General features: G+C 38.4%; 24 protein-coding genes, 6 tRNA genes, 1 other RNA gene and 2 pseudogenes. 20 read left to right on the top strand and 13 right to left on the bottom strand.

Features of this window, described 5'->3' with window-relative positions; all coding sequences use genetic code 11:
- The first annotated feature begins 111 nt into the window (after window positions 1–111).
- From J678_RS11185 to J678_RS11160, 6 genes are all read left to right on the top strand, one after another.
- A complete protein-coding gene (locus tag J678_RS11185; protein WP_002050356.1) occupies window positions 112–1,341 on the top strand; it encodes a beta-ketoacyl-ACP synthase II in 1,230 nt (409 codons plus the stop codon).
- An 18-nt stretch (window positions 1,342–1,359) separates the two neighbouring features.
- On the top strand, window positions 1,360–1,812 hold the full coding sequence (gene hemJ / locus J678_RS11180) for a protoporphyrinogen oxidase HemJ (protein WP_002050435.1): 453 nt from the start codon (window positions 1,360–1,362) through the stop codon (window positions 1,810–1,812).
- 171 nt (window positions 1,813–1,983) lie between these two features.
- A complete protein-coding gene (locus tag J678_RS11175; protein WP_017393378.1) occupies window positions 1,984–2,844 on the top strand; it encodes a pirin family protein in 861 nt (286 codons plus the stop codon).
- A 92-nt stretch (window positions 2,845–2,936) separates the two neighbouring features.
- Window positions 2,937–3,497: a hypothetical protein gene (locus J678_RS11170; RefSeq protein WP_017393377.1), complete on the top strand. Its 561-nt coding sequence runs from the start codon at window positions 2,937–2,939 to the stop codon at window positions 3,495–3,497.
- 385 nt (window positions 3,498–3,882) lie between these two features.
- Window positions 3,883–5,508, top strand: coding sequence for an NAD+ synthase (locus tag J678_RS11165; RefSeq protein WP_017393376.1), 1,626 nt, complete (start codon window positions 3,883–3,885; stop codon window positions 5,506–5,508).
- Entirely contained in the window at window positions 5,501–6,529 is a 1,029-nt protein-coding gene (locus J678_RS11160; RefSeq protein ID WP_017393375.1) for a hypothetical protein, read from the top strand. Before J678_RS11165 ends, J678_RS11160 begins: the two co-directional genes overlap by 8 nt.
- 43 nt (window positions 6,530–6,572) lie before the next feature.
- Here the strand turns inward: J678_RS11160 and J678_RS11155 are convergent.
- The 6 genes and pseudogenes from J678_RS11155 to coaD all read right to left on the bottom strand — a co-directional run bounded on the left by J678_RS11155 (window position 6,573) and on the right by coaD (window position 8,669).
- A tRNA-Met gene (locus tag J678_RS11155) sits at window positions 6,573–6,649 on the bottom strand.
- Between the two features lie 157 nt (window positions 6,650–6,806).
- Window positions 6,807–7,319 (bottom strand): annotated as a pseudogene (cntB, locus tag J678_RS11150) (carnitine monooxygenase, reductase subunit CntB); the annotation flags it as partial.
- 70 nt (window positions 7,320–7,389) lie between these two features.
- Window positions 7,390–7,466 (bottom strand) — tRNA-Met (locus J678_RS11145).
- 64 nt (window positions 7,467–7,530) lie between these two features.
- Window positions 7,531–7,885, bottom strand: an RNA gene (gene rnpB / locus J678_RS11910) — RNase P RNA component class A.
- Window positions 7,886–7,912: 27 nt separating this feature from the next.
- The gene (locus J678_RS0104125) at window positions 7,913–8,176 is read right to left on the bottom strand and encodes a YfhL family 4Fe-4S dicluster ferredoxin (RefSeq protein WP_031966937.1); all 264 of its coding nucleotides are present in this window, start codon (window positions 8,174–8,176) and stop codon (window positions 7,913–7,915) included.
- A 1-nt stretch (window position 8,177) separates the two neighbouring features.
- Window positions 8,178–8,669, bottom strand: a complete 492-nt coding sequence (gene coaD, locus J678_RS11140) for a pantetheine-phosphate adenylyltransferase (RefSeq protein WP_000047853.1) — start codon at window positions 8,667–8,669, stop codon at window positions 8,178–8,180.
- Window positions 8,670–8,804: 135 nt separating this feature from the next.
- Between coaD and smpB the strand changes: the two genes are divergently transcribed.
- Complete coding sequence (gene smpB, locus J678_RS11135) at window positions 8,805–9,281, top strand: SsrA-binding protein SmpB (protein WP_001029798.1); 477 nt, start codon at window positions 8,805–8,807, stop codon at window positions 9,279–9,281.
- Between the two features lie 51 nt (window positions 9,282–9,332).
- Here smpB and J678_RS0104120 read toward each other — a convergent pair.
- From J678_RS0104120 to rluD, 4 genes and pseudogenes are all read right to left on the bottom strand, one after another.
- Window positions 9,333–10,603 (bottom strand): annotated as a pseudogene (locus tag J678_RS0104120) (hypothetical protein).
- Between the two features lie 153 nt (window positions 10,604–10,756).
- Window positions 10,757–11,308, bottom strand: coding sequence for a flavodoxin family protein (locus J678_RS11130; RefSeq protein ID WP_016805313.1), 552 nt, complete (start codon window positions 11,306–11,308; stop codon window positions 10,757–10,759).
- Window positions 11,309–11,530: 222 nt separating this feature from the next.
- Window positions 11,531–12,268 (bottom strand): peptidoglycan editing factor PgeF, encoded by a 738-nt coding sequence (gene pgeF, locus J678_RS11125; protein ID WP_017394211.1) that lies wholly within the window; start codon window positions 12,266–12,268, stop codon window positions 11,531–11,533.
- 10 nt (window positions 12,269–12,278) lie between these two features.
- Window positions 12,279–13,331 carry a 23S rRNA pseudouridine(1911/1915/1917) synthase RluD gene (gene rluD / locus J678_RS11120; RefSeq protein WP_002050385.1) on the bottom strand — a complete coding sequence of 351 codons (1,053 nt, stop codon included), beginning with the start codon at window positions 13,329–13,331 and terminating at the stop codon, window positions 12,279–12,281.
- A gap of 71 nt (window positions 13,332–13,402) precedes the next feature.
- On the opposite strand from rluD, the gene J678_RS11115 reads away from it, so the two are divergent.
- Both J678_RS11115 and J678_RS11110 read left to right on the top strand, forming a co-directional pair.
- On the top strand, window positions 13,403–14,524 hold the full coding sequence (locus tag J678_RS11115) for an outer membrane protein assembly factor BamD (RefSeq protein ID WP_017394210.1): 1,122 nt from the start codon (window positions 13,403–13,405) through the stop codon (window positions 14,522–14,524).
- Between the two features lie 158 nt (window positions 14,525–14,682).
- Window positions 14,683–16,548: a DNA primase gene (locus J678_RS11110; protein ID WP_004888490.1), complete on the top strand. Its 1,866-nt coding sequence runs from the start codon at window positions 14,683–14,685 to the stop codon at window positions 16,546–16,548.
- Here the strand turns inward: J678_RS11110 and hemA are convergent.
- Window positions 16,545–17,828, bottom strand: a complete 1,284-nt coding sequence (gene hemA / locus J678_RS11105; protein ID WP_002123737.1) for a glutamyl-tRNA reductase — start codon at window positions 17,826–17,828, stop codon at window positions 16,545–16,547. The genes J678_RS11110 and hemA overlap by 4 nt on opposite strands.
- 88 nt (window positions 17,829–17,916) lie before the next feature.
- Here hemA and J678_RS11100 point away from each other — a divergent pair, with 88 nt between their 5' ends.
- The 11 genes from J678_RS11100 (at window position 17,917) to panD (ending at window position 23,992) form a co-directional block, all read left to right on the top strand.
- Entirely contained in the window at window positions 17,917–19,626 is a 1,710-nt protein-coding gene (locus tag J678_RS11100; protein WP_017394209.1) for a tetratricopeptide repeat protein, read from the top strand.
- A 4-nt stretch (window positions 19,627–19,630) separates the two neighbouring features.
- The gene (gene lolB / locus J678_RS11095) at window positions 19,631–20,209 is read left to right on the top strand and encodes a lipoprotein insertase outer membrane protein LolB (protein ID WP_002050400.1); all 579 of its coding nucleotides are present in this window, start codon (window positions 19,631–19,633) and stop codon (window positions 20,207–20,209) included.
- Between the two features lie 18 nt (window positions 20,210–20,227).
- Entirely contained in the window at window positions 20,228–21,061 is an 834-nt protein-coding gene (gene ispE, locus J678_RS11090) for a 4-(cytidine 5'-diphospho)-2-C-methyl-D-erythritol kinase (protein WP_025466192.1), read from the top strand.
- Window positions 21,060–21,134, top strand: a tRNA-Gln gene (locus tag J678_RS0104115). The genes ispE and J678_RS0104115 overlap by 2 nt, the downstream gene beginning before the upstream one ends.
- A gap of 26 nt (window positions 21,135–21,160) precedes the next feature.
- A tRNA-Gln gene (locus J678_RS11085) sits at window positions 21,161–21,235 on the top strand.
- A 20-nt stretch (window positions 21,236–21,255) separates the two neighbouring features.
- A tRNA-Gln gene (locus J678_RS11080) sits at window positions 21,256–21,330 on the top strand.
- A 92-nt stretch (window positions 21,331–21,422) separates the two neighbouring features.
- A tRNA-Gln gene (locus tag J678_RS11075) sits at window positions 21,423–21,497 on the top strand.
- A gap of 36 nt (window positions 21,498–21,533) precedes the next feature.
- Window positions 21,534–22,484, top strand: a complete 951-nt coding sequence (locus J678_RS11070) for a ribose-phosphate pyrophosphokinase (protein ID WP_002050293.1) — start codon at window positions 21,534–21,536, stop codon at window positions 22,482–22,484.
- A 98-nt stretch (window positions 22,485–22,582) separates the two neighbouring features.
- Window positions 22,583–22,879, top strand: coding sequence for a 50S ribosomal protein L25 (gene rplY, locus J678_RS11065; RefSeq protein ID WP_002050375.1), 297 nt, complete (start codon window positions 22,583–22,585; stop codon window positions 22,877–22,879).
- A 20-nt stretch (window positions 22,880–22,899) separates the two neighbouring features.
- Window positions 22,900–23,481 (top strand): aminoacyl-tRNA hydrolase, encoded by a 582-nt coding sequence (gene pth / locus J678_RS11060; RefSeq protein WP_004888501.1) that lies wholly within the window; start codon window positions 22,900–22,902, stop codon window positions 23,479–23,481.
- Between the two features lie 130 nt (window positions 23,482–23,611).
- Window positions 23,612–23,992, top strand: coding sequence for an aspartate 1-decarboxylase (gene panD / locus J678_RS11055; RefSeq protein WP_000952664.1), 381 nt, complete (start codon window positions 23,612–23,614; stop codon window positions 23,990–23,992).
- Between the two features lie 51 nt (window positions 23,993–24,043).
- On the opposite strand, the gene J678_RS11050 is transcribed toward panD, so the two are convergent.
- Entirely contained in the window at window positions 24,044–24,604 is a 561-nt protein-coding gene (locus J678_RS11050; protein WP_017394208.1) for a GDYXXLXY domain-containing protein, read from the bottom strand.
- On the bottom strand, window positions 24,604–26,385 hold the full coding sequence (locus J678_RS11045) for a DUF2157 domain-containing protein (RefSeq protein ID WP_017394207.1): 1,782 nt from the start codon (window positions 26,383–26,385) through the stop codon (window positions 24,604–24,606). Before J678_RS11045 ends, J678_RS11050 begins: the two co-directional genes overlap by 1 nt.
- Window positions 26,386–26,423: the final 38 nt, after the last annotated feature.

Here is a 26,423-nt window from a genome sequence, read left to right as displayed (position 1 = left end):
TCATGGTAACAACGAAAACATATGTCTAATGTTCTTACAGCTATATTCTCCTATCATTTAATAGCTGCTCATGTTCATAGACTTTAAATATCACCATAAAGGGACCTGTAGATGAAACGTGTTGTAATCACTGGTATGGGTATTAACTCATGTATCGGTAACTCTTTAGAAGCAGTTACTCACTCACTTCAAAATGGAATCTCCGGGACACGTTTTAACCCAACTTATGCTGAACTCAATTTTAAGAGTCATGTCAGCGCTGCTGCAGAACAAGATTTTGACAATATTGATCGTAAATTAAAACGATTCATGGGCGTATGTGCAATGTACGCTTATAACTCTGCTGTTGCCGCTGTTGAACATGCTGGCTTAAAAGCAGAAGATTTAGCAGATAATCCACGTTATGGTATTGCTGGCGGTTCAGGTGGTGGTTCAACTGCTTCTGTTGTAGAAATGACTGAGCTTTTAGAAACTAAAGGTGCTCGTAAAGTTGGTCCTTTCTTCGTTCCACGTAACATGACAAACACAATTACTGCAAACGTGGGTGTTGCATTTAAACTTCAAGGTATTGCTCACTCAATCGCAAGTGCTTGTGCAACTTCTGCAGATGCAATTGGTTATGCATATAATCTTATTCAACTTGGTAAACAAGACCTTATGCTTGCTGGTGGTGGTGAAGAAGATCACTGGTCTCAAAGCTTATTGTTTGATGCTATGGGTGCTTTATGTTCTAAATACAACGACACACCTGAAACAGCATCTCGTCCATATTCAAAAGACCGTGACGGTTTCGTTATTGCTGGTGGTGGCGGTTTCGTTGTTCTTGAATCTCTTGAACATGCTCAAGCACGTGGTGCAAAAATTCTTGCTGAAGTTGTTGCTTATGCTGCGAACAGTGACGGTGCAGACATGGTTGCTCCAAGCGGTGAAGGTGCGACTCGTTGTATCTTGATGGCTCTTGAAGAAGCAAAACAACACGGCGTAGAAAAAATTGACTATGTAAATACCCATGGTACTTCTACACCAGCTGGTGATGTTACTGAACTTAAAGCAATGGAACGTGCTTTTGGTGAAGGTAAAGTTCCACCTTTAAGCTCAACTAAATCTATGACTGGTCATAGCTTGGGTGCTGCTGGTGTTCATGAAGCAATTTACTCTGTATTAATGCTTCAAAATGACTTTATTGCTCCAAACATTAACGTGACTGAGCTTGATGATGGCACTGAAGGTTTTGATATTGTGCTTGAAAAACGTGATGCAAAATTGAATACTGTAATGAGTAACAGTTTTGGCTTTGGCGGTGTAAACGCTTGCCTAATTTTCAAGAAGTGGGATGCATAATCCCACCTAGGATTAACGATGGATGCACCTTCTGATGCTTTTTTGTGGGTAAAAGCATTACATATTATTGCTGTGGTTTGTTGGTTCGCTGCTTTGTTCTACTTACCACGTCTTTATGTTTACCATGCAATGAGTGAGGATGCGGCAAGTCATCAACGCTTTGAAGTGATGGAACGTAAGTTGTATCGAGGTATTATGTGGCCATCTATGATTGCCACATTAATTACCGCCCATTTTCTCGTAGACTGGGGCGATGCAACTCGACATTACCATGAAGCCACATGGTTCTATTTAAAAGTTGGATTAGTGGCTTTATTAGTAATTTATCATTTAGTTTGTGGTTACTATCGCAAAAAGCTTATTGGAAATGCTCACTATAAATCACATAAGTTCTGGCGTTTTTTCAATGAAATGCCAACCTTAATTTTATTTGCTGTTGTGATTTTAGTTGTCGTAAAACCTCAGTTTTAACTGGGGTTTTTTATTATCTAAGATTTTTAACTGAATTCTTTTATTCATTTCACTGGCTTAACCTATTCATAATTTATTTTTCCGAGCAAAAGACTTTTACAGCAATCTTGATACATTCTTATAAAAACACCTCATCTTTTTTATAAATTCAATAAACAGTAAGGATAAAGCATGAAAAGTCTGGCTTTTATTCATCGTAACGATACTCGTTTTGCAGTCGGCGATTTTTATCCAGTTCTTTCTGTTTTTTCCTACCATGAGTTAGGTAATACACTCTCCCCCTTTTTACTACTCGACCATTTAGGCCCCGGAAAAATTGCACCGTCTATAAAACGTAGAGGAGTCAATGATCACCCCCATCGTGGGTTCGAAACGGTAACACTTGTTTATGCAGGTGAATTGGAACACAAAGATTCATCTGGCGGAGGTGGGTCTATAAGTGCTGGCGATGTGCAATGGATGACAGCAGGCGCTGGTGTAATTCATCGGGAATTGTTTAGTGAAGAATTTTCTAAATCTGGCGGTGCTTTTGAAATGATCCAGCTTTGGGTCAATTTACCAGCAGCAGATAAAATGAATTCTCCACGCTATCAAAGTTTAAAGAAAGCTGAAATACCAGTGGTAAAACTGGAAAATGAGGCTGGATTTGTACGTATTATTGCCGGGCGGTTTAATCATGTTATAGGACCCGCGCTTACTCACACACCTATTACCTTATTAGATGTAGAGCTCCGCGCAGGTCAGCAAGCCATTTTCCCTGCTCAATCTGGCGAAACAACATTAGTTTATTTACGTTCAGGCCGAGTACAATTTCAAAAAGATGAAGAAGTCCTAGAGGAACAAGGTTTAGCAGTGATGTCAAACCAAGGAGAGCATTTCTCTATTACGGCTTTACAAAGTTGTAAGTTACTTATTTTGACAGGACAACCCATCATAGAACCGATTAATGGTCATGGTCCATTTGTAATGAATACTTATGATGAGATTTTACAAGCCTATGATGATATTAAAAATGGAAGATTTGCCAAGTAAAACAGCCTAACTACCGCATGCGAAACAAATCACAGTTATTTGCGCGTCTGTCTTTCAACATAGTTGATGTATGTTATGCTACAAATTAACAGATGAACTTATTTACTAGCAAAACTATGTTCACTCTCAACGCTTTTAAACTTCTCATATATCGGCAATTTATTATTTTCACCCTTTTTATTTTTCGTCACTTAAAAAGCTATCCAATTCGATTTCTTACGCCTGAAGAAAAGGTTTTGGCGCAAAGGGTGTTTGGGGATTTGCTAGATTGCGAACGACCTAAAATTATTGCTACTCGTTACTTACCTTGGCAATCTCATGGAATTTTGATGGCGCCAAATGGAAATATTTATGTCAATCTTTCTGACTACAGTAGTAATTACGCGCTAGAGTCTAAATTCATACAAGGCATTTTTATTCATGAGTTGGCTCATGTCATGCAATACCAACGAGGTATTCATGTACTACTAAAAGGTGCCTTACTGCAAACGGCCTACTATCTGAGTTTTAAATATTACAACCCATATAAATACACTTACCATCCTCAGAAAGCTTTTAGCTCTTACAATATTGAGCAGCAAGGAGAAATTGCTAGAGATATCTGCTCAGGTAAACTGCCAAATATTATTTGTTCACCTCACTTTGATTTGTAACTAAATAATCAAGATCGTCTTCTACGTAATTTTTTTGCTAACTTACTGGTAGAAAATTTATAAACAAAAAAATATGAAAATAAAGTTGAGATCTGAGTTTATTAATGTCAAATTATTGAAAATAAGTATAAAAACTTATTCCAAAATTTGGAGTGTTAAGGCAGTATACAAACAATAAAAATAATGAAGCTTGTTTCTATTGTATACAGAAAATCTCGTTATTTTTACGCAGAAAATATGTGATTGGTATATATTATTGATCTTGACATTTTTGTTTACTATTTTACTTGTTTATTATCGTGCTATACACATCGTTGAAAAATTATATTCATAAAAATCAACACTATGTGTATTTATATTCGTTATGATCTAGGATTAGGTTTGAATGAAAAGTTTTAAAGTTGCCCTTGCTCAGTTTTCTCCGCATATTGGCAATATTGACTCAAACACCCAAAAGATGATTGAGCAAGCAAATCAGGCGAAAAAACAAGATGCTGACCTGATTATTTTTCCTGAGCTTTCTGTGATTGGTTATCCAGCTGAAGACTTATTGTTACGTCCAAATTTAAATAAACGTATGCAAAAGGCTTTTGCTCAACTTAGCGAAGTTAAAGATATTGTGATGGTTTTCGGCTTCGTAAACCAGACAGAAGATGGTCAACGTTATAATTCAGCTGCTGTCATGAAAGATGGCCAAGTTTTAGGTGTCTTCAATAAACATAACTTGCCAAACTATGGCGTTTTTGATGAAAAACGTTATTTCCAAAAAGGCCATCAGCACTTGGTATTTGAGTACTTAGGTCATAAGTTTGGTGTACTCATTTGTGAAGATATCTGGTCAATCAATACAGTAAAACAATTAAGCCAATTAAATGTTGATACTGTACTTGTGCTTAATTCATCCCCATATGAAGTGGGTAAACCACAGCATCGTAAGCAAACATTAAGTGAACTTGCAAAACAACTTCATTTAAACATTGTTTATGTCAACCAAGTCGGTGGACAAGATGATTTAATTTTTGATGGTACAAGTTTTGTCAGCAACCAAAATGGTGAAATTGCTTTACAAGCGCCAAGCTTTAAAGAAGACCTGTATATAGCTGAATTTGACCGCGATACAAAATTATATAAGGTCACCGAGTCTGCTCCTGCATTGGAAACTTTTGCAGAGATCTATCAAGGCTTAGTCATGGCAACACGTGACTATGTAGAGCGCTCAGGTTTTCCTGGAGTAATTTTAGGTCTTTCTGGCGGTATTGACTCTGCCCTTACGCTCGCTATTGCAGTTGATGCAATCGGTGCTGAAAGAGTTCAAGCCGTGATGATGCCTTATACTTACACCTCTCAAATTAGTGTAGAAGATGCAGCTGAACAAGCTCGCCGTATGGGCGTGACTTTCGGTATTGCCGAAATCCACTCAATCGTAAATAGCTTCATGCAAACTTTATATCCGTTCTTTGGTAATTCACCAGCCGATGCGACTGAAGAAAATTTACAAGCGCGCGCTCGTGGCACATTACTTATGGGCTTATCTAACAAGTTTGGTAATTTAGTCCTTTCTACAGGTAATAAATCTGAACTTTCTGTTGGCTATTGCACACTTTACGGTGACATGGTGGGTGGCTTTGCTGTTCTCAAAGATGTTTATAAAACAATCGTGTTTGAATTAGCAAAATACCGTAATAGCTTAAGTGAAACTCCAGTTATTCCTGAGCGTGTGATTACTCGCCCACCTTCAGCAGAACTCCGTCCAGATCAAAAAGACCAAGACTCTTTACCAGCGTATGAGGTATTGGATGCTATCCTTTATGCATACATTGAAGAAGATTTAGGTCAGGCAGACATTATTGCCAAAGGTTTTGATAAAGAAGTTGTTGAAAAAGTCATCCGTTTAGTTGATCGTAATGAATACAAACGTCGTCAAGGTGCGATTGGCCCGAGAATTACTTCTCGTGCATTTAGTCGCGAACGACGTTATCCGATTGTCAACGGTTGGACAGCGAATGACTGAGCAGAAAAACTCATCAAAAACCACAGCACTTGCTCAAGCACTTTTGCTTGAGCAGGTGGAATTTTTCAAAAAACAATTATCGATAGAAAACTCACCTATTTATTTCCAGCAGTTCATTCAACTGTTTATGCAACATGCTGACGAAATTAAACTTTATGAAGTTGTAGATTTAGAACAATTACAAGCCGTTGTGAAACGCTATGCTTTTGAAATGCAGCTGGGTGCAGGCTTACTTGAGTTTATTGGGGAAATTGCACAGCGTATTTATTTATCTGCCATGAAATCTCCAATTCAGCTACAAGACTTGGTATCCGATCACCAGTTTGAAATGTGGCTTTCCAAGTTTTTGGAAATGGAGCATATTCCTCAATATCTGAATGAGTTTTTAAGAACCAGCCCTTCTGTTCAACAACTTTGCCAATATATTGCTACTTCAACCTTAGAACAAAAATTACCAAAACTTTTAACTGCCACTAAAGTGAATGACTACCATTTTGAATGGCAACATAAACTTAAAAAATTCTCGTTTTTACAGCAACAACGTCTCGAGCATAAACTTGAAACTTGGATTGCTAGTTTTATTCATGAACAACTTACAGAATTAAGTCTTTTGTCGGCGGAAGATTTAGAAAGCTTGGTGCGTCATATCTGGGAAGATATTAGACATAAAAAAATGTATGAGTTTATGAAACAGCTCACTCCTCTCGATGTGGAAGAGTTCTTTGTCTTAATTTATGAATACTGGAAAGAATTACGTCAATCGCAATTTATGCAAGATCTTATTTTGTATGGCGTCGAAGTTTTTTATGATTTTTATAAAGACCAAAGTCTATTTGAAGTGTTAAGTGAGATTGGTTTAACCGAAACCGATTTACAAACTGAAGCTTTACGTTTTTATCCAAAGGTTATGGATGCCTTTAATGAGCACGGTATTTTGGAACCGTTGCTTCAAGCGCTCCTAGCTCCTTTTTATCAAAGCTCAAAAACACTCGATATGATTGAAAAACATTTTAGTGAGTAAAAAATAGATAAAAAGAAACCACGCAGGAGCGTGGTTTTTAAAATGGTGGCTATGACGAGACTTGAACTTGTGACCCCCGCATTATGAGTGCGGTGCTCTAACCAACTGAGCTACATAGCCGTAAACTGTGTGCGCATTATCTATAGTTCTGTATAGCAGGTCAATACTTCAAAACTCTTAATGCCCACCAAATGAACAAATATGATTCAGATTATCATTATTTGTTCATTTTTTAGCAAATTCATACTTTAAGCAATTGATCGGCCACAGAAATATATTAAAGATCTAATACTAGTTTTTTACCTTTTGCTCTTGATACACAAATCATCATGCTCTTTTGTGAAGCCTTTTCGGCATCACTTAAGTATTGATCGAAATGCTCTGCTTCACCTTCTAAGATAGCGGTTTCACATGTACCACAAACCCCTTCTCGGCATAGACATTCCACATCAATATTTAATGTCTCAATAGCTTGTAAAATAGTCTGGTTACTTTGTATTTCAATTTCCTGATTAGATTTGGCAAGTACCACCGTAAATGCTTCACCATCTTCTGGAACTGTTGAGGCAAATTGTTCCCAGTGAATGTATTCATCGCGGTAACGGTGCTTGTTACAACAATCAATCACCGCATCAATCATAGGTTTAGGTCCACATACATATACATGTGTGCCTTTTGGTTGCGATGAAATTAATTCGTCTAAGTTAAGCATGCTGCCTTCTGAATCAACATAACTAAATACGTGCTCTGGATGTTTTTGCTTTAATTCATCAAGTAAAGCCGCGTGTTCGTCTTTACAAACTGTGTTTAATCAAAAAATAAGCATAAAAAAAGACCACGCAGGAGCGTGGTCTGTAAAATGGTGGCTATGACGAGACTTGAACTTGTGACCCCCGCATTATGAGTGCGGTGCTCTAACCAACTGAGCTACATAGCCGTAAACTGTGCGCGCATTATCTTAGCTTCTTTACCGCACGTCAAGAAAAATTTTAAATAAAATGAGGTGAAGTGAGCCTATAAGCCGGGTTCTGTCGAGGATGGTCATTCCTCTAGGCGTACAATCACTCATACGCTCAAGCGACCTACCCGAATCCAGTACGGGCCGCACCTAGGATTCCTATTTGGTCTTGCTTCTGGTGGGGTTTGCCATGCCGTGAACTGTTACCAGACACGCGGTGCGCTCTTACCGCACCCTTTCACCCTTACCTCACGAATGAGGCGGTCTACTCTCTGCTGCACTTTCCGTCGGCTTTCACCGCCCAGGCGTTACCTGGCACCCTGCCCTATGAAGCCCGGACTTTCCTCTCCTGCTTCAGTCACGGAGACCTCCACAGCAGCGACCATCCGGCTCACTTCGAGGGCGCATATTAACAAATTTATTCACTAATTGCTTGTGCTTTTTTGAGCAATTAATCTTTTATATTTGTCTAATAGCTGTTCTTCCGTTTCCTCATGCTGCGGATCTTTAGGAATACAGTCGACTGGACAAAATAATTGACATTGTGGCTGGTCATGGGGACCAACACACTCTGTACATAAATCTGGATTAATTTCATAAATCACTTCACCCATAAAAATAGCTTCATTTGGGCAAACTGGTTCACAAACATCACAGTTTATGCACTCATCGGTGATATATAACGACACTTTACCAACCTTGTTGATGTTTACGCTCAAAAGCTTCAACCACAGCTTGCGGAACAAACTTGGTTACATCACCTTTTAAGCGTGCAATTTCTCGAATCAACGTCGAAGAAATAAAAGAATACTGTTCGGAAGGTGTTAAAAACACGGCTTCAAAATGTGGGTCCAACTGGCGATTCATATTAGCCAATTGAAACTCATATTCAAAATCAGATACTGCTCTTAAACCGCGAAGTACTGCTGTAGCCTTTTGTTCTTTGAAAAAATTAACCAATAAACCATCAAAACCTACAAATTCAACATTTGATAGATGGCCTAATGATGACTGTGCCAGTGCAACTCTCTCTTCTAGACTGAACAAAGGATTTTTATGATGTCCAATTGCAATCGCTACTACGACCTCATCAAACATTCTTGATGCTCTAGTAACTAAATCAACGTGCCCATTTGTGATAGGGTCAAATGTTCCAGGATAAATTACACGCGTTTTAGACATCCGCTAGTACTCTAATTGTATTGTGCACCTATTTTAGCAAAAGTTATACATGAGGCGAAATATTGATATGTGGGAAAAAACTTCACCTTGGCATCAGTTTACGGCACAATAGGGGCAATTGTGGAAGTTTGAATTATGGCGAAAGCAACAGTAGTAAAGAAACATAATGGCGGAACCATCGCACAAAATAAACGTGCCCGTCATGATTATTTTATCGAAGAAAAATTTGAAGCTGGCATGTCTTTACTCGGCTGGGAAGTAAAGTCTTTACGTGCTGGTCGTATGAGTTTGACAGAAAGTTATGTCATTTTTAAAAACGGTGAAGCATTTTTATTTGGTGCACAAATTCAACCGCTCCTTTCTGCATCTACACATATCGTGCCGGAAGCTACACGTACACGTAAATTATTATTATCTCGTCGTGAACTTGAAAAGCTTATGGGTGCAGTGAACCAAAAAGGTTATTCGTGCGTTCCATTAGCGTGTTACTGGAAAGGTCATCTAGTCAAGCTTGAAATTGCACTCGTGAAAGGTAAACAACTCCACGATAAACGTGCAACTGAAAAAGAACGTGACTGGCAACGTGATAAAGCTCGTATATTTCATAAATAATAAAAAAACCTTTAAAGCGAGCTTTAAAGGTTTTTTTATTTCATCTTAAATTTAGCAGAATTTCAAACTACCATGACAGTTTGGTGCAAAAGCCTGGTTTTTAAGTTGTAAGTCTTTTAATGGAAAATTTACGATAGTATTGGGTAATTTCACTTCTCCCACTGCTAAATCTTCGCCAAATAAACAGTTAAGTACATTACACCTTACTGGATTTGCTGTTAAATAATTACTAATTGGGTCAACTACCTGCTTTAAAACATCATTGGTAATTTCAATTTGTTTACTTGGCGTAACGTTTCCAATATCAATTTCATCATCAAAAGCCATCCACCTCCCCTCTCAGCTGCAGCATCTGCACCTGGCCAGAATATTTTTTGTGCTTGTAAAGAAAGAGAGAATGGATTATTTAACTCAATTTTATGAATAAATCCTAAATTTTGATCAACCGTAAGAGCTGCTCTTAACCCTGTAATACTACCCGTTACATTTTTTTGTAAATTTAGTAGCCCTAATGCCGCATTGATCGATGCTTTCAAATCTCCAGAAAAGTTAAGTTGATCAATATTTGCAATACCATTGAGCATGACATTATTCATTCTTGAACCAGATATGACTTGTCCATTGATTACTATAAGCGCAGTAGTCTGTTGTAATTGTAAATTATAATCAGATGAGTTAAATCCTAGAGGCAAGCATACTAAAAGACATGCATTAACAGTACCATCTATTGTCTTACCTGTATCTTGATAAGACATATTTCTAGCTGCAGTATATGCTAAGCCAGTTGTATCTTTAATTTTTAAATAACCACTTAAACTATTAATTCCATTTGGTGTTTCCGAGTTTTCAAGCCCAAGGGTCAATAATCCCATCACTTTTTCTGCACTTAAACGAAAACCTTTAATTTCTCTTAATGCTGCACTGTCTGGATTTTTAATCGCAAATTCAATAAATGGATTACTGAAAACAGCAGAAGAAGAAGCTCGGCCATCATTCGTATCACTTAAACCACTTAAACTTAAATTATCAATATCAATATCACATCCAGCTAAACCATTTACCCCACCGCAACCCAACTGCAACTTATTAATATTGGCGTTTAATTCAAGATTAGCTTCTAAACCTAATTTATAAAAACCAATATTTTGTTGGGCCATAGAAGCATCTGTTTGTTTTGGATCGGTATAGGTAAATGAAAATAAAGCCTGCGCTTCGACTTTAGAAAGTTCTGTATCATTTAATGGAATAAGATTCGCAGATTCTAAATTAGCATAGCTCAAAGTACTCCATGTTATACAAAGAACTGTTAACAAGTTTTTCATGATTATTCCGTTTTTTTATTTATTAGTATTTAGACATCATTGTCCAAATAGACCATTTGGTAAAAAAATAATCAAAAAAGAACAAAAAAGACACAACTTTTTTGTAATTAAAATAAAATATAAAATTTATTTATTTTTAATCAAAAACTTATTTCAACCCAATCGGTGAAGCAATCCAGCAATATATTCACCAAACCATTTAGCAGTATCTAAATCACCTTGTGGCGGTGTAATTTCAACTGGTGCATTATCTGATTGAGTCATTAAACCTAAACAGCTCGATAAACGGTTTAAATCAGTTTCGGTATGACCTGTTGTCATTAAAGGCAAACCAGACCAGAGCATGCCATGCTGCATCGCAAAAATATTAAGTTGTTGCAAAACCGCTAGCTTATCACCACTCAGGCCACCTGAGTTTGCAAAACCCGCTGCTAATTTGCCTTGCCATAAACGATTTTTCCAGCGTTTGGAGGTACTATCCATAAACTTTTTAAAGTCGGCAGTTACACTCCCCATATATGTTGGAGAACCAAAAATAATACCCTGTGAGGCATCTAAAACATCCCAGTCAATGTGCTCAATATTCATCACATGTACTTTAACACCCATCACTTGTGCACCAGCAGCAATAGCAGATGCTACCTTTGCGGTATGACCATATGGACTATGATAGACGATAGAGAGATGTTTTTCAGGCAAAGACATAAGCTTAATATTTTAGCGATTTTTTGTATTTTATCATTTTATTAAAAGTTGCTAAACCGTGATCTAAGAATATCAAAAATTAGCTTTTAAGCAGTTTATTTAAGTAAATACTGAAAATACAAAAAATAAAAAAACTCCCTTATATTATTTTTAAATTTAAATAACATAAGGGAGTAATATCACAACAATCGTACTTCTAAAATTAAATACGATTTTTATAAATTACATAAAAACAAAAGTTGCCATACGGCCAGTTTTAGCATCACGGCGGTAAGAGAAATACTCTTCTTGCTGTTGATATGAACATTGATCGCCGCCTAAAACTTGCTTAACACCAAGGCTTTGCAAAATAAAACGAGCAATCGCGTATAAATCTGCATGAAATTTATCTGGAGCTGCTCCATCAATAAATGCAGTTTCCAATTCAGGATATTTACTACAAAAAGCAGTTTTTACTTCGGCTCCAATTTCAAAACAAGGTTGACTAATCGCAGCTCCTAACCACGCCCAAGTTGGAGGGCTTTGCATTGCAGCAACTGTATTTTCAATAATCCCGCCCGCCAATCCTCGCCACCCTGCATGTAAGTTGGCAACTTCAGTGCCCTCTGCGTTACCAAGTACTACAGGCAAACAATCGGCTGTCATCATCATTAACGCATGACCTTTGGTTTGAGTAACCAATCCATCGCCAATTAATGCTGTAAAGGGAATTTGTTCATTTACCGTATGACAAATCGTACTATGCGTTTGGGTCATCCATGTCATTTTCTTAACACCAAACTGAGCAAATTCGTCTAAAAGCATCATTCGATGCTGCTGAACGCGTGCAGCTTCGTCTTTAACGTGTAAAGCAAGATTAAACCCAGTTAATTCGGTTTGGTCCGTTGGCAAAGCCAAAGGATGTTGAACACGTGTCTGCCCTACAAATACGCCTTGCGGTAAACCTTGAACAAATTCCATATGCATGTCCTTAATATGCAGCGTTTTCTGAACGTAGCACATTAACCAACTGAGTAAAATCTTCAGGCCAAGGTGCTTCAAATAACATTTCTTCACCAGTACGCGGATGTTTTAAACCCAACTTAGCTGCATGCAATGCTTGACGTTTGAAACCACGTAAAGTTTCAATGAGTAATTCAGATGCACCAGCAGGTACACGTACACGGTTCATATAAACCTGATCACCAATCAAACCGTAACCAATATAACTAAAATGCACACGAATCTGATGAGTTCGGCCTGTTTCAAGACGAGCTTGCACACGAGTAAAATCTTTAAAACGCTCTTTTACGTTGTAATGCGTCACTGCATCACGCCCACCCGGTAAAATCGCCATTTTCACACGGTCAACTGGGTGACGTTTAATTGGCTCATCAATCGTACCACCAGCAATAATATTTCCATAAACAACTAAGTCATATACACGATAAACCGACTTATTTGCCAATTGTTTACTTAAAGAAAATTGCGCTTCTAGTGTTTTAGCAACAACTAATAGTCCACTGGTGTCTTTATCAATACGATGTACTAAACCAGCACGAGAAAGTTCTGCCAATTTTGGAAAATGATAAAGCAAGGCATTCACTAAAGTTCCAGAGGTATTACCTGCTCCTGGATGTACAACCATCCCTACTGGTTTATTAATGACTAAAATATCATCATCTTCATAAACAATATTAAGTGGAATGTTTTCAGGTTGACTCGTCGTCTGAGCTTCAAGCTCAACTTCGAGCGTAAGTAGCTCTGTCCCTTCACAACGATGCTTAGGTTTAACAATGTTACCATTCACCAACAGATGGCCATCCTTCAACCATTGCTTGAGCTTTTCACGCGAAAACTCACTCCACACCATGGCTGCAACTTGGTCGATACGTTGCCCTAAGTAGCTTTCATCTAACTGAACTTGCAACGATAAACGTGTTGCAGTTGTATCAGAAGTATGGTTATCTGCATCCTCAGAATCTTCAAGTAAATTGAAGTCGGTTTCAGAGAAGTTTGTGTTTGAAGATTGTGCTGAAGTCATTTGATCATTGAGATAAAAGTGGTTTAATAGCGCAATTGTAGCTCATTGCCCAACATAACAGAGGAGTTTTTATGTCGCTACCACGTTATAAAATTACGATGCTTGCCTTATCTCTAGGTGTAGCGTCTGCATTTGTGGGCTGTAGCAGCAATCCAAGTAAAAAAGAAGTGGTCGATACTGGCCCGCAATCTAGTGAACAAGCATATTTTGAAAAGGCCCAAAAATCTCTTGATCGTGGTCAATATCTTGAAGCTACTAAATCTTTAGAAGCGATTGACACCTATTATCCAACTGGACAATACGCGCAACAAGCACAACTCGAACTTCTCTATTCAAAATTTAAACAAAAAGATTATGAAGGGGCGATTGCTCTAGCTGAACGCTTTATTCGTTTAAATCCTCAGCATCCAAATGTAGATTATGCCTACTATGTACGTGGCGTATCTAACATGGAGCTGAACTATGACAGTTTATTGCGCTACACATCTTTGCAACAATCACACCGTGACATCAGTTATTTAAAAGTTGCTTATCAAAACTTTGTTGATCTGATTCGCCGCTTCCCAAGCAGCCAATATTCTGTCGATGCAGCACAGCGTATGAAATTTATTGGTCAAGAGCTTGCTGAAAGCGAAATGAATGCTGCACGCTTTAACGTTAAACGTAAAGCATGGGTTGCAGCAGCTGAGCGTTCACAATGGGTTATTGAACACTATCCACAAACACCTCAAATACCAGAAGCATTAGCAACTTTGGCATATAGCTATGACCAGTTGGGTGACAAAGCAACTTCACAACAATACATTGAAGTTTTAAAGCTTAATTATCCTAGCCTTGTTAATAAAAATGGCACAGTAAACATGCGTGCTGCCCGTAAAGAAGGCAACTGGATTAACCGTGCTACCTTGGGTATTCTTGGCCGTGAATCTAAGTCTACAACACCTGATACTACGACTACTGAAACAGAACCTAAACGTAGTCTACTGAACCGTGTAAGCTTTGGTTTAATAGGTAATTCTGGCAAAGAAGAAGCTCAAGAAACAACAAAAGCACCGGTTGAGACTCCAAAAACTGAAGGTAGCTGGACTAACCGTTTAAGCTTCGGTTTACTTGATAAGCCTGAAAAAGCAGCAGAAGGTGCAACCACTGCACCTGCAGCATCTTCAACTGAACCGGACGACGCTGCTCAATAAGTCATAACAGCTTAAAAATAACCAACAAACAGGCAAGTGATATGACTTGCCTGTTTGTTTTTATAAAATAGTAAAATATTTATCGGGCATATCTCGTTTCATCATGTCAGAATAATCTGACCTATCGCATCATTAGTTTAAACACGGTTATCTGAATTATGGCAATTCCACAGCATACGATTGATCAGATTCTAGATCGGACAGATATTGTCGATCTGATTGGTCAACGTGTGAAATTGAAAAAGACCGGACGAACATATTCTGGTTGTTGCCCTTTTCATCAAGAGAAAACCCCTTCTTTCCATGTTTATCGCGATAAACAGTACTATCATTGCTTCGGTTGCCAAGCAAACGGCAATGCCATCCGTTTCCTAATGGATATTGATAACCGAAACTTTATCGATGTAATGAAAGAGTTATCGAGCAATGCAGGTGTCGAATTACCCAAAGATAATACCGATAATAAAAAACTGTCTTATACACGCCAGGTTACCAAACCACCAGTTCCAGCAAAAACAGTTGTTGAACCCAGTACTCAAGCACCTATAGATGATCAGTACAATACACTTGAACCAGTGTATTTTGATGATCCTTTTGCCCAGTTCGAACAACCATTTAATTTTGAGGAACCTGTACAAGAAGGTAATTTATACGACCTTCTAGAAAATATTGCCCAGTTTTATGAGCATCAATTACCGACTAGTCAAAAAGCTAAAAATTACTTTAAGCAACGTGGTTTAAGTGACCAGACTATTCAGTTCTGGCGTTTAGGTTATGCACCAGAAGACTGGCAGCATCTAGAAAAAGCTTTTCCTTATGATATTGAGGGCTTAAAGCAACTTGGCCTCATCCGTTCAAGCGACAGTGGTCGTGACTTTGATCTTTTACGTGATCGTGTCATTTTTCCAATTCGAGACCCGAAGGGTCGTGTAGTTGGTTTTGGTGGTCGTGCACTCAATGACGAAATTAAACCTAAATACATCAACTCGCCAGACTCAGAAGTTTTCCATAAAAACCAATTACTTTATGGTTTATATGAAGGTAGAAAATTAAAGTCTAACGACTGGTTAATGGTTGAAGGATATATGGATGTTATTGCTTTACAGCAATATGGTATTACAGGCGCTGTCGCGACTTTAGGAACGGCAAGTAATACAGAACACCTTAATATTTTATTTAAACAAAATAATCGAATTACAATCGCCTTTGACGGCGATATAGCAGGTCAAAAAGCAGCACGTCGAACTTTAGAAATTGCGTTACCACTTCTAAATGATGGACGTGAGCTTAAGTTCTTTGTATTGCCAAATGATCACGATCCAGACTCATTAATTCGACGTGAAGGCCTCGAAAACTTCCAAAGACTTTTACAGCAAGCGCCCCTGCTCTCTGACTTTGTTTTTGCACATCTTACTGGCCAACATGACATTAGTACGCCTGAGGGCAAAAGTCTTGTCATGGGCGAACTAAGAGAACTCACCGAGTTATTACCCAAACAGGGATCTTTCCGTTATCTATTAACCCAATCTTTCCGTGAAAAGTTAGGGTTAGGTAAGCGCTTTACCCCGCAAATTAGTCACGATGCATCGTTATCTTTTAATATTCAGACAAAAGATGAAGACTTTGCTGTCGCAATTTTGATGCACCATCCGTTTCTTTATATTCATTTTGAAGGATTACGGGCTTATATTCCACAAGATGAGTTATTGGCTAAAATATTAGCAATTCTAAATCGTATATTTGATGAATTGCCTGATGACCAAGAGTTAGCGACATATTATGTGTTAGGTGCATGTAGCAGTTATTGCCATGAAATTGCAGATATTATGCAAAGAACTAATATTCAGGCATTAACTCAAGCACCAGAAGTAGCAGATAAACTCGCTAAAGAATATGCCTTAGGCTTACAAGAAAGATATTTACGTCAAAAGCTAAAATCTAAAATTTCTTTAGTTGAGTCAAGAAACCTAAGACAACAACTCAATGAGCTCACCAAACAAATTAGCTTAAGATTATTGTCTTAACGTTTTGGTTTGCGCTCATGATCAAATACATCCTGTAAATGCTGCTGTAACCATTCAAAATAGTCCGGGCTCTCTGCTTTTGCAGCTTCACGCAATAACATAGAGGTCGGATGTATTAATTTTTGCGTCAAACGATGGGCAAATTGCTGCAACACTTGCTCAGGATTCCCACCATGATGCAGAGCCTCTAATGCATGTGTAAGCTCTCGCTGACTAATTTCTTCACTATGTTGGCGATAAGCATGAATTGTACTACCCGCCTCTTTGACTTTTTGATGCGTAATCAGCTGGGTGGCTAGCTGATTAACCATCACCTCAGCTTCAACAGCCGCTTGACGACGTTGAGCCAGGTTTTCATCAATCACACTTTGTAAATCATCTACGCCGTATAAATACACCCCATCAAGCGACTCTACTTTAGGGTCGATATCACGCGGTACAGCTAAATCGACCATTAACATTTGCTGATAACGGCGTTTTTTTAATGCAGTTTTGACATCTGCATAAGCAATAACCTGATGCAAACTCCCCGTACAACTTGAAACAACATCGGCACGATATAGATTCTCAGCCAAATCTGAAAAATCAATAATCTCAACTTCAACTTGATGTGCAATTTCTTGGGCCAATTGATCGGCGCGTTCACGGCTACGATTACAAATAATTATCTTGGCAACACCCATTTCAGCTAAATGCTTGGCAACAAGGCTGTTCATTTCGCCTGCAGCAACCACCATAACCGTTAGCTTTTCAGGTTTACTAAAAACCTGTAAAGCGAGCTGGGCAACTGCATAACCCATTGAAACTGCATGACTACCTACAGCTGTTTCAGAGCGCACACGTTTAGCAGCGTAAAAAGCGTACTCAAATACACTATTTAATTCTGGAGAAACTGTTTGCGCTTCTTTAGACAATGCTAGAGCACTTTTCACCTGCCCTAAAATTTGCGGTTCGCCCAACATGAGTGAATCCAAACCACTTGCTACACGCATTAAATGTGTGATGGCTTGAGCATTTTCGTAACGATAAACATGATGAATTAACTGCTTTACATCAATATTATTGGCATCGGCTAACCATTTCAGAAGGCTTTCGGCATCTTCCGCCATGGCGTAGACTTCTGTACGGTTACACGTTGAGACAACCACTAAGTCTTTTAAAGACTCGTGATGACGTTGTTCGGCAAGCAAATTACTTAATCGCTCTGCATTGAAAGCAATTTGCTCGCGGAGTTCTACAGAAGCTGTTTGATGGTTGACACCCAATGCAAAGAAAGACATATCAGATCATCATTTCGCTAAATTTATGCTATTGTGCAACATCGGTGTCATAAAAAGCATTACTTTGGATCAATAAAAATTGCGTCAAATGAATAGCCGTATTAATTTTAACGGTGCTTCGATAAGACAGTATTCTACCACATTCTTATTGTTAGGTAGCATGTCCTCATATGTCTATGCACGTCCAGTGCAAGAGACCTATGCCGTGCATTCATTTGATCAGGCTTTACAGCAGAGTATGGTCGCTGAATTTGCCTTAGCTTATGACGATATTCCCACAGCACTGCACAATTACACAGTGCTTGCGATAAAAAGCAACTCAACAACAATTAAACAGCGTGCATTAGACGTTGCACTTGAATATAACGACTTACAAGCTGCATTAAATATTGCAACACATTGGGTTGTTCAAGAGCCTAAAGATGTCCCTGCTCTATTTTATTTATCGCATATTGCGCTAAAAACACACGAATATCAGCTTGCTGCCGAGACTTTAGATAAAATTTTAAAAATAGATCCAACTGCCGATCTTGAACAAATTTTGGCAAGCATTGCACCTGAAAATGCACAGGATCGAGAAGTTTTATTAACCGCTTTACGTTCTAGTGCAGAGAAAGACAACCCATCCATCTTAGCGCTTATTGCCAACCTAGAAGCACAAAATGGTCAGTTAGAACCAGCCTTAAGTACCATTAATCGCGCACTACGCCGTCGCCCTAAAGTGACCAGCTTTATCTTAATGAAAGCCAATTTACTAATCGCACTCAGTGATCAGGAAGGTGCTTTAAAATGGTATGCAAAATCAAGCCGTAAATATAAGAAAAACCTAGATATTCGCCTAGCCGAAGTACGTTATCTCATCCAGATTAATCAACCCTGGCTTGCTCTTGAAAAATTAGAGAAAATTATTGAAAGCAATCCTCATGCTGAAGAGGCTTTGTTTATTGCTGGTTTAACCAGTATTGACCTTAAGCAATATGACAAAGCAGAACAATATCTGGTTGATTTACGCAACTCTGCAAAGTATCAAAATGAAGCGTATTACTACTTAGCAATCAATGCTGAACGAAAACAGCACTATGAGACTGCTAAAGCCTATTACCGTTTAGTAGATGGTAGCCTTTACATTGTTTCCAGACGTAATCTTATTGCGATTTATGATAAGCAAGAAAATTTACATGATGCATTACGTTTTTTAACTCAAGAGCGAGTCAATTATCCGCAGCATGCAAGCTTTCTCTATCAAGCTCAAGCTGAAATTTTAAAGAAGATGGGTAATAAAAAAGCTGCATTAAATTTATTAGATGAAGCGATCAAAAACTTACCAGATGATCCAGAACTCATCTATGCAGAAGTTTTATTATTAGACCCTTATACCGACCGCGACAAACTTGATAAAACACTTAAGCAATTATTACAGTTAGAACCGAATAGCCCGACTTATCTAAATGCTTATGCGTATACGTTGGCTTTACAAAACCGTAGATTAAAAGAAGCACGACAGTATGCTGAACAAGCATTGGAATATGCCCCTGAACAAGCCTCAATTCTTGATACGCTAGGCTATATTGCATTTTTACAAAATGATTATGAAGCAGCAGCGGAAGCTTTAGGCAAAGCATATGAACTCAGCCATAACATAAATATTGGCATTCGTTACGCTAAAGCATTGTATATGCAAGGATCGTTAACTCAATTTAGTACCGTGTTACAACAACTGAAACAAAAGCACGCGAATGATCCACAATTGCATCAGCTTGATGCGTTAATTTTACCTACATCTGTAAAAAAGAGTTAAATTTATGAGCAAACTTGCCCAACTGTGCACAGCGATCTGTGGATCAAGTGTATTATTCTTAACCGGTTGTCAGCATTTTACTCAGCCTAAACCCGCAGTTACCCACCAAGTACAAGATGAAAAACACTTCAATTTGCAAGGTAAAATTGGAGTGCGTACTCCCCAACAAAGTGGTAGTGCTTTTTTCACATGGGTTCAACAGCAAGATAATTTTGATATCGAGTTAAGTGGAATTTTAGGTGTTGGAAAAACACAAATTCAAGGAAAACCGGGTGAGGTCACTCTAAACAGCGCTAAAACTGGCGTTATTACAGCAGCATCTCCTGAAGAGCTTTTAGAGCGTGCAACTGGTTGGCAAGCCCCCATTACTCATTTAACCAGCTGGATTTTAGCGAAACCTGCAACTTTAAATGCCCAAATTAGCAAAGATAATGCAAACCGTGTGAGCCAACTCATTGAAGATGGTTGGACGGTTAATTTTAGTTATGATGGTGAACAAACTTTACCAAATAAACTGGTTTTAAAGCAGGCGCTTGCTGAAGATAAAGAAAACCGTATTACAATGGTTATCCAAAACCGTTAAGTCTAACTATATAAATCTATGATTCGAGTTCCTTCTCCAGCCAAGCTCAACCTGTTTTTACATATAACGGGACGTCGTGAAAATGGTTACCATGAATTACAAACCATTTTTCAACTCATTGATTTATATGACTGGATGACTTTTTCCCCTATTGAGAAAGATGAAATCCAGATTGAAGGTTTAGGTGAGGTTCAACTTGAGCAGAATCTGATTTATCGGGCTGCTCAAATATTAAAACCGCATGCAAAAAAATTGTGTGGCCTACACATTAACATTGAAAAAAATATTCCAATGGGTGCAGGTCTAGGCGGAGGTTCTTCGAATGCCGCCACAACGCTCATTGTTTTAAATCAGTTATGGCAATGTGGCCTAACTCAGACAGAGCTTGCTGACTATGGTGTAAAACTTGGTGCTGATGTTCCTATTTTTATTTATGGTAAAAATGCATGGGCTGAAGGTATTGGTGAACATTTAACATTCATAGACTTAGATCAAAAACAGTTCATTATTTTAAAACCTGATTGTTTTATCAGCACTCAATTGCTTTTTTCACAAAAAACATTGACAAGAGACACTAAGACCACTAAATTTTGCGCCTATCAGTTAGAACCTTCTAATTTTGGAAATAACTTTGAGCCTTTGGCTAGAAAGTTATACCCTGAAGTTGAAGAAGCAATGCAATATCTTGATCAATTTGGTCATGCAAAGCTTACAGGTACAGGTGCTTGTGTTTTTACTGAAGTAACCGATGAAATGAATGTTGATGACATTCTTAAACGTGCACCATGTAAAGCTTACTTGGTACATAGTTTAAAAGAATCTCCTTTACATCATTTTAAAGTTGCAAGTTAGGGGCGTCGCCAAGTGGTAAGGCAGCGGGTTTTGATCTCGCCATCCGTTGGTTCGAATCCAGCCGCCCCTGCCAATTTCACCTGTAATGATGATTATATTAGGGGCGTCGCCAAGTGGTAAGGCAGCGGGTTTTGATCTCGCCATCCGTTGGTTCGAATCCAGCCGCCCCTGCCATCATATATATCATCGAATTTAGGGGCGTCGCCAAGTGGTAAGGCAGCGGGTTTTGATCTCGCCATCCGTTGGTTCGAATCCAGCCGCCCCTGCCATTCTTCTTATTTTAAAGACAGACTTAATTGCCTTGCTTTTTGTTGATTATTCTTGACATTGCATTGCAAAAATATTAAAGTTCTGCCGCATTAGGGGCGTCGCCAAGTGGTAAGGCAGCGGGTTTTGATCTCGCCATCCGTTGGTTCGAATCCAGCCGCCCCTGCCATCTATTTCATTACATACCAACCGCCAAGGGTGCTTCATGCCCAATCTTGTCGTTTTTAGTGGAAATGCTCATCCACAGTTCGCTCAAAAAGTCGTAAGTCACTTACATATCCCTCTAGGTGCTGCATCAGTCGGTCACTTTTCTGATGGAGAAATTTCAGTAGAAATTACTGAAAATGTTCGTGGTAAAGACGTATTTATCGTTCAGCCTACTTGTGCGCCTACCAATGATAACCTTATGGAAATCTTGGTTATGGCAGATGCTTTGCGTCGTGCAAGTGCTGGTCGTATTACCGCTGTTATTCCTTATTTTGGTTATGCTCGCCAAGACCGTCGTCCACGTTCTGCACGTGTGCCGATTACAGCTAAAGTTGTTGCAGACATGCTTACCACTGTTGGTATTGATCGTGTCGTAATGATTGACTTACATGCTGACCAAATCCAAGGTTTCTTCGATATTCCAGTCGACAACATCTACGGTACTCCTGCTTTGCTTGCTGACTTACGTCAACAACAACATGATAACCTTATGGTGGTTTCTCCTGACGTTGGTGGTGTAGTACGTGCTCGTGCTGTTGCCAAACAGATGGGTGACATCGATTTAGCAATTATCGACAAACGTCGTCAAAAAGCCAACGAATCGCAAGTTATGCATTTGATTGGTGATGTAAAAGATCGTGATTGCGTTATTGTAGATGACATGGTTGATACTGCTGGTACATTGTGTAAAGCAGCTGATGCACTTAAGCAATTCGGTGCACGTCGTGTTGTTGCATATGCAACTCACCCTGTACTTTCAGGTAAAGCAATTGAGAACTTACGTAACTCAGTAATTGATGAGTTAGTCGTAACTGACACAATTCCTCTTTCTGAAGAAGCATTGAACTTGGGCAAAATCCGTCAAGTTTCTGTTGCTAGCATGGTTGCTGAAACGATTCGTCGTATTAATAACGAAGAGTCTATCAGCGCGATGTTCGATAGTTTATAATATTGCAGCTTTTTCTTAACCCTGGCCTTGGCTGGGGTTTTCTATCACTAAACTGGTCGCAAGTTTAGTTTATTTAATCTTTAATGAGGATTTATCTCATGGCAAACTTCGTATTCAACGCTCAAGCGCGTGCTGAAGACAAACAAGGGAAAGGTGCGAGCCGCCGCCTTCGTCGCGAATCTTTAGTTCCAGCTATCATCTACGGTGGTAACGCTGAACCTGTAAGTGTTACTTTAGAACTTCGTGAGCTTGTAAAAGCTTTAGAAAGCAATGCTTTCTTTGAAGAAGTTGTAGAAATCAAAGTGGGCGATAAAGTTGAAAACGTTAAAATCCAAGCGTTACAACGTCACCCATCTAAAAACACTCCTATGCACGCTGACTTCAAACGCGCATAAGTGTTTAAAGGCGTAAATTAGTGTCAAATATTTCGCTAATTGTTGGTTTGGGCAATCCTGGTTCAGAATATGCCCAAACCCGCCATAATGCAGGTTTTTGGTTCGTTGAACAGCTTGCAGATAAATATGGCATTACATTAAAAAATGATCCAAAATTTCACGGAATTAGTGGTCGTGGTAATATAGAAGGGCACGATGTTCGTTTACTTCTCCCAACGACTTATATGAATCGTTCCGGACAAAGTGTTGTTCCTTTCTCAAAGTTCTATCAAATTGCTCCTGAAGCAATTTTGATTGCTCATGATGAACTTGATATGAACCCTGGTGTAATTCGTCTTAAAACAGGCGGTGGGCACGGCGGTCATAACGGTTTACGTGATATTGTCCCACATATTGGTCCAAATTTTCATCGTTTACGAATTGGTATTGGACATCCAGGTTCAAAAGAAAGAGTTTCTGGGCATGTACTCGGAAAAGCGCCAAGTAGTGAACAAAGCCTGATGGATGGAGCAATTGATCACGCTCTTTCTAAAATGAAGTTACTTGTTCAAGGACAAGTATCACAGGCCATGAACCAAATTAATGCGTATAAACCAGCTTAAATTGTTGAACAATCAAGCTTGCTATCTTGCTTTTTTAGGAGCAAAATGCGCATCAGCCACATTGCCAGAACGGCAAAGGCAAAAGATTTCACTATAAGATCTTCTTAGGTCTACTCAGGAGACGCTAGCCATGCTATCTCGTTTATTAAAATGCAAAATTCACCGTGCAGTTGTAACCCATGCTGAACTTCACTATGAAGGTTCTTGTGCAATTGATGGCGTATTAATGGATTTAGCTGGTATTCGTGAATACGAAGAAATCCACGTTTGGAACGTAACTAATGGCAAGCGCTTCACAACTTACGCGATTCGTGGTGAAGATAACTCTGGCATTATTTCAGTAAATGGTGGTGCTGCTCACCAAGCAGATGTTGGCGATCTTGTAATTATTGCTACTTTTGGTGATTTCACCGAAGCTGAAGCAAATGCTCACAAACCACGTTTGGTATATGCAAACCCAGACAATACAGTCAACCACACAGCGAACTGCATTCCTGTGCAAGTTGCCTAATTAAAGATTTAAAAGTAAAAAGCCCGTAAATACGGGCTTTTTTATACGCCTTTATAAACTTCTAGCAGTCCCCCTCCACCAACTGTGCTGTTGCTTACAGTTTAAAGGCTGTAGCTCTTCTCCACGTAAATCAAATAAAATCGCCTCTCCTTTTGTATTTACCTTAAATTCAGCATACTTTGCTTTCTCATAGCATTGAGCTAGACCTTCGGCAAATAAGAAGCTTCGAGAAGCTGGATATAAAGCCTGTAAACGATTTTCAGGATTTTTTAAAATTAAACGCTGCCCAGCAAATGAATTGTGAGTATCTAAAATGGTACGAACTACTCGATTTTGTGAATCTAAAATAACTTTTGCTGGAACAGAAGCATGATTAAAAATCACTTGATCTAAAGCCTCACTTTCACTTCCCGAAAGCGCTTTGAGAGATTGTAAATTTAATTCATATGCCAGCGCCATATAGTCCCCCTGTAAAATAGAGCGAGGATCAACCGGCTTAAGCTTAATAAAAATACTTTTACTTTGATGCAGGTGCCATTCATTTTTCGCAACCAAACCTGCAAAAAATAATACAGTGGCTACTGCAAGCATAAGGGAGAAATACTTTTTCATTACTTTTCCCCCTCAATAAAATTGCTTTTAGCTTCCTTCAGAAGCAATCCATATAAAGCCAACAATATAATTCCTGACACCAAGATTGATGCACTTTTAGCTAAAAAACTTAATTGTAAACTGTAATAAAGTTGCCAAAGCACAAAGGTAAATACTATGAGCGTAACACCATGAACAATGCGATCTTGATTTTTTAAAGCCCAAGTCAAAATAACAAATAGAATGAATATATCAAAATAGCCGAGAGCAATAAGTAATATCCCAAAAATTAAAAAAGCAACGAAAGTTATAGCTTGAAGCTGCCTATATAAATAGAAAAGGCTAAAGCACAATAACCATAGACTTGGAAAAATATAGATAAACCATAATGGCTGATCAGCAGAATCAATCAACGCAAGCCCCATAAAATTGTCAAAGAATGAGCTCACAAAAATGACACTAAGCACACATAAAAAAATACTCCGCTCATACGATATAACCGCTTTACTCCCTATCAGTAGCATCAAGTTAAAAATCAAATAGTTAAGTAAAGTTAAATTGAAATAAGTTTGAGTAGGATGTACTGACCATAATGAATGGTCTAGTTGCAGTATGTAGATAAATGCTATGCCATAAGTTGCGAGCATTTGAATTAAAACAAAGAACCAATGAGGCTTAAGAAAATAACTGACGCATAGAATAAAAATCTGGGCAATCAATACCCATAAAATTTGATTTGTTTCAGAACCAAGATGAAATAAAAAAGCAGTCTGTCCACTCACAAATAAACAATATGCAAATTGCCGAATGAAATAGCTTTGCGATTTTGTTAGTAAAGTTATAGCTACAGCAACAAAGATGATTCCAATAACTAAGGAAATAGTTTCCCAAAACACTAAAGTAAATACTGCAAGTGCTAAGCCAGCAAGCCAAGCACCAATTGCTAAAGGAATGATATAAAAACGGCTTTGGCGAAAAATTCTTATTAAGAAATAACTAATGAGTGCAAACCAAATAAAAATAATGCCCGCAATCAATAAGAAAATGAATTCATTAGAATCTTTAAATAGATGATTAATACCATCAACAAGCCATATTGTAGCTATCACGCCAAGAATAGCAGCCATTAAACTAGCACATAGCTGATCATTCTTTTTGAAGAAATAATAAAAAGCAATAATTCCTAGTAAGAACGCCGAGATCAGATAGGGTAAATTTTCACTTGATAAGAATTGAATCATCCCTGTTATTGAAATAACAGCAAACCAAGCAATAAAAACAAAACGTAAGGCTGTATATTTCTTTTGACAGAGCCAGAACTGTACAAGACTTAATAAATTTAGAGCCAAAAGATAAAGATAAGGAAACTTTTCTGCCCAGAAAGTCTGTCTAAAAAATAAAAATAGGGCGAGCTGGCTTGTAATACAAATTAAAGCAAAGATTCCAATATTTGGTCGATATAGCCACGGCAATAAAAGCAAAGTCCAAATCAAGAAAAGTAAATAACTGTCTGCACCAGTTTGATAAACTTGCCCAATTACAGCCAAACTCAAACCGATCATTAAGCCGCAAGTACCATGTAAAGTCTGCCGTATTCCCTCGCTTAAGGTATCGTTTATGCTCACCCAAGCTGTGATAAGCAATATAACAGGTGGAATAATGAGTTGAATGCTATCAGGAAGCATCAACCAATTAGCAGCAATTAAATAAAGAATACTGAGCGCCATAAATACATAACTGAAAATATGGAGATGCTGAATAAATAAAGTATTCCTAAATGGATAATAGTCTCTTATCTGCATGAAACACCTGTTTTATTTATAATTTTCTATAAAAAAAC

The organism is Acinetobacter sp. 1424608, from assembly GCF_000588255.1.
Classification (GTDB): domain Bacteria; phylum Pseudomonadota; class Gammaproteobacteria; order Pseudomonadales; family Moraxellaceae; genus Acinetobacter; species Acinetobacter nosocomialis.
Note: the sequence above shows the minus strand (reverse complement) of the source record. Positions and strands in the feature narration are given on the sequence as shown.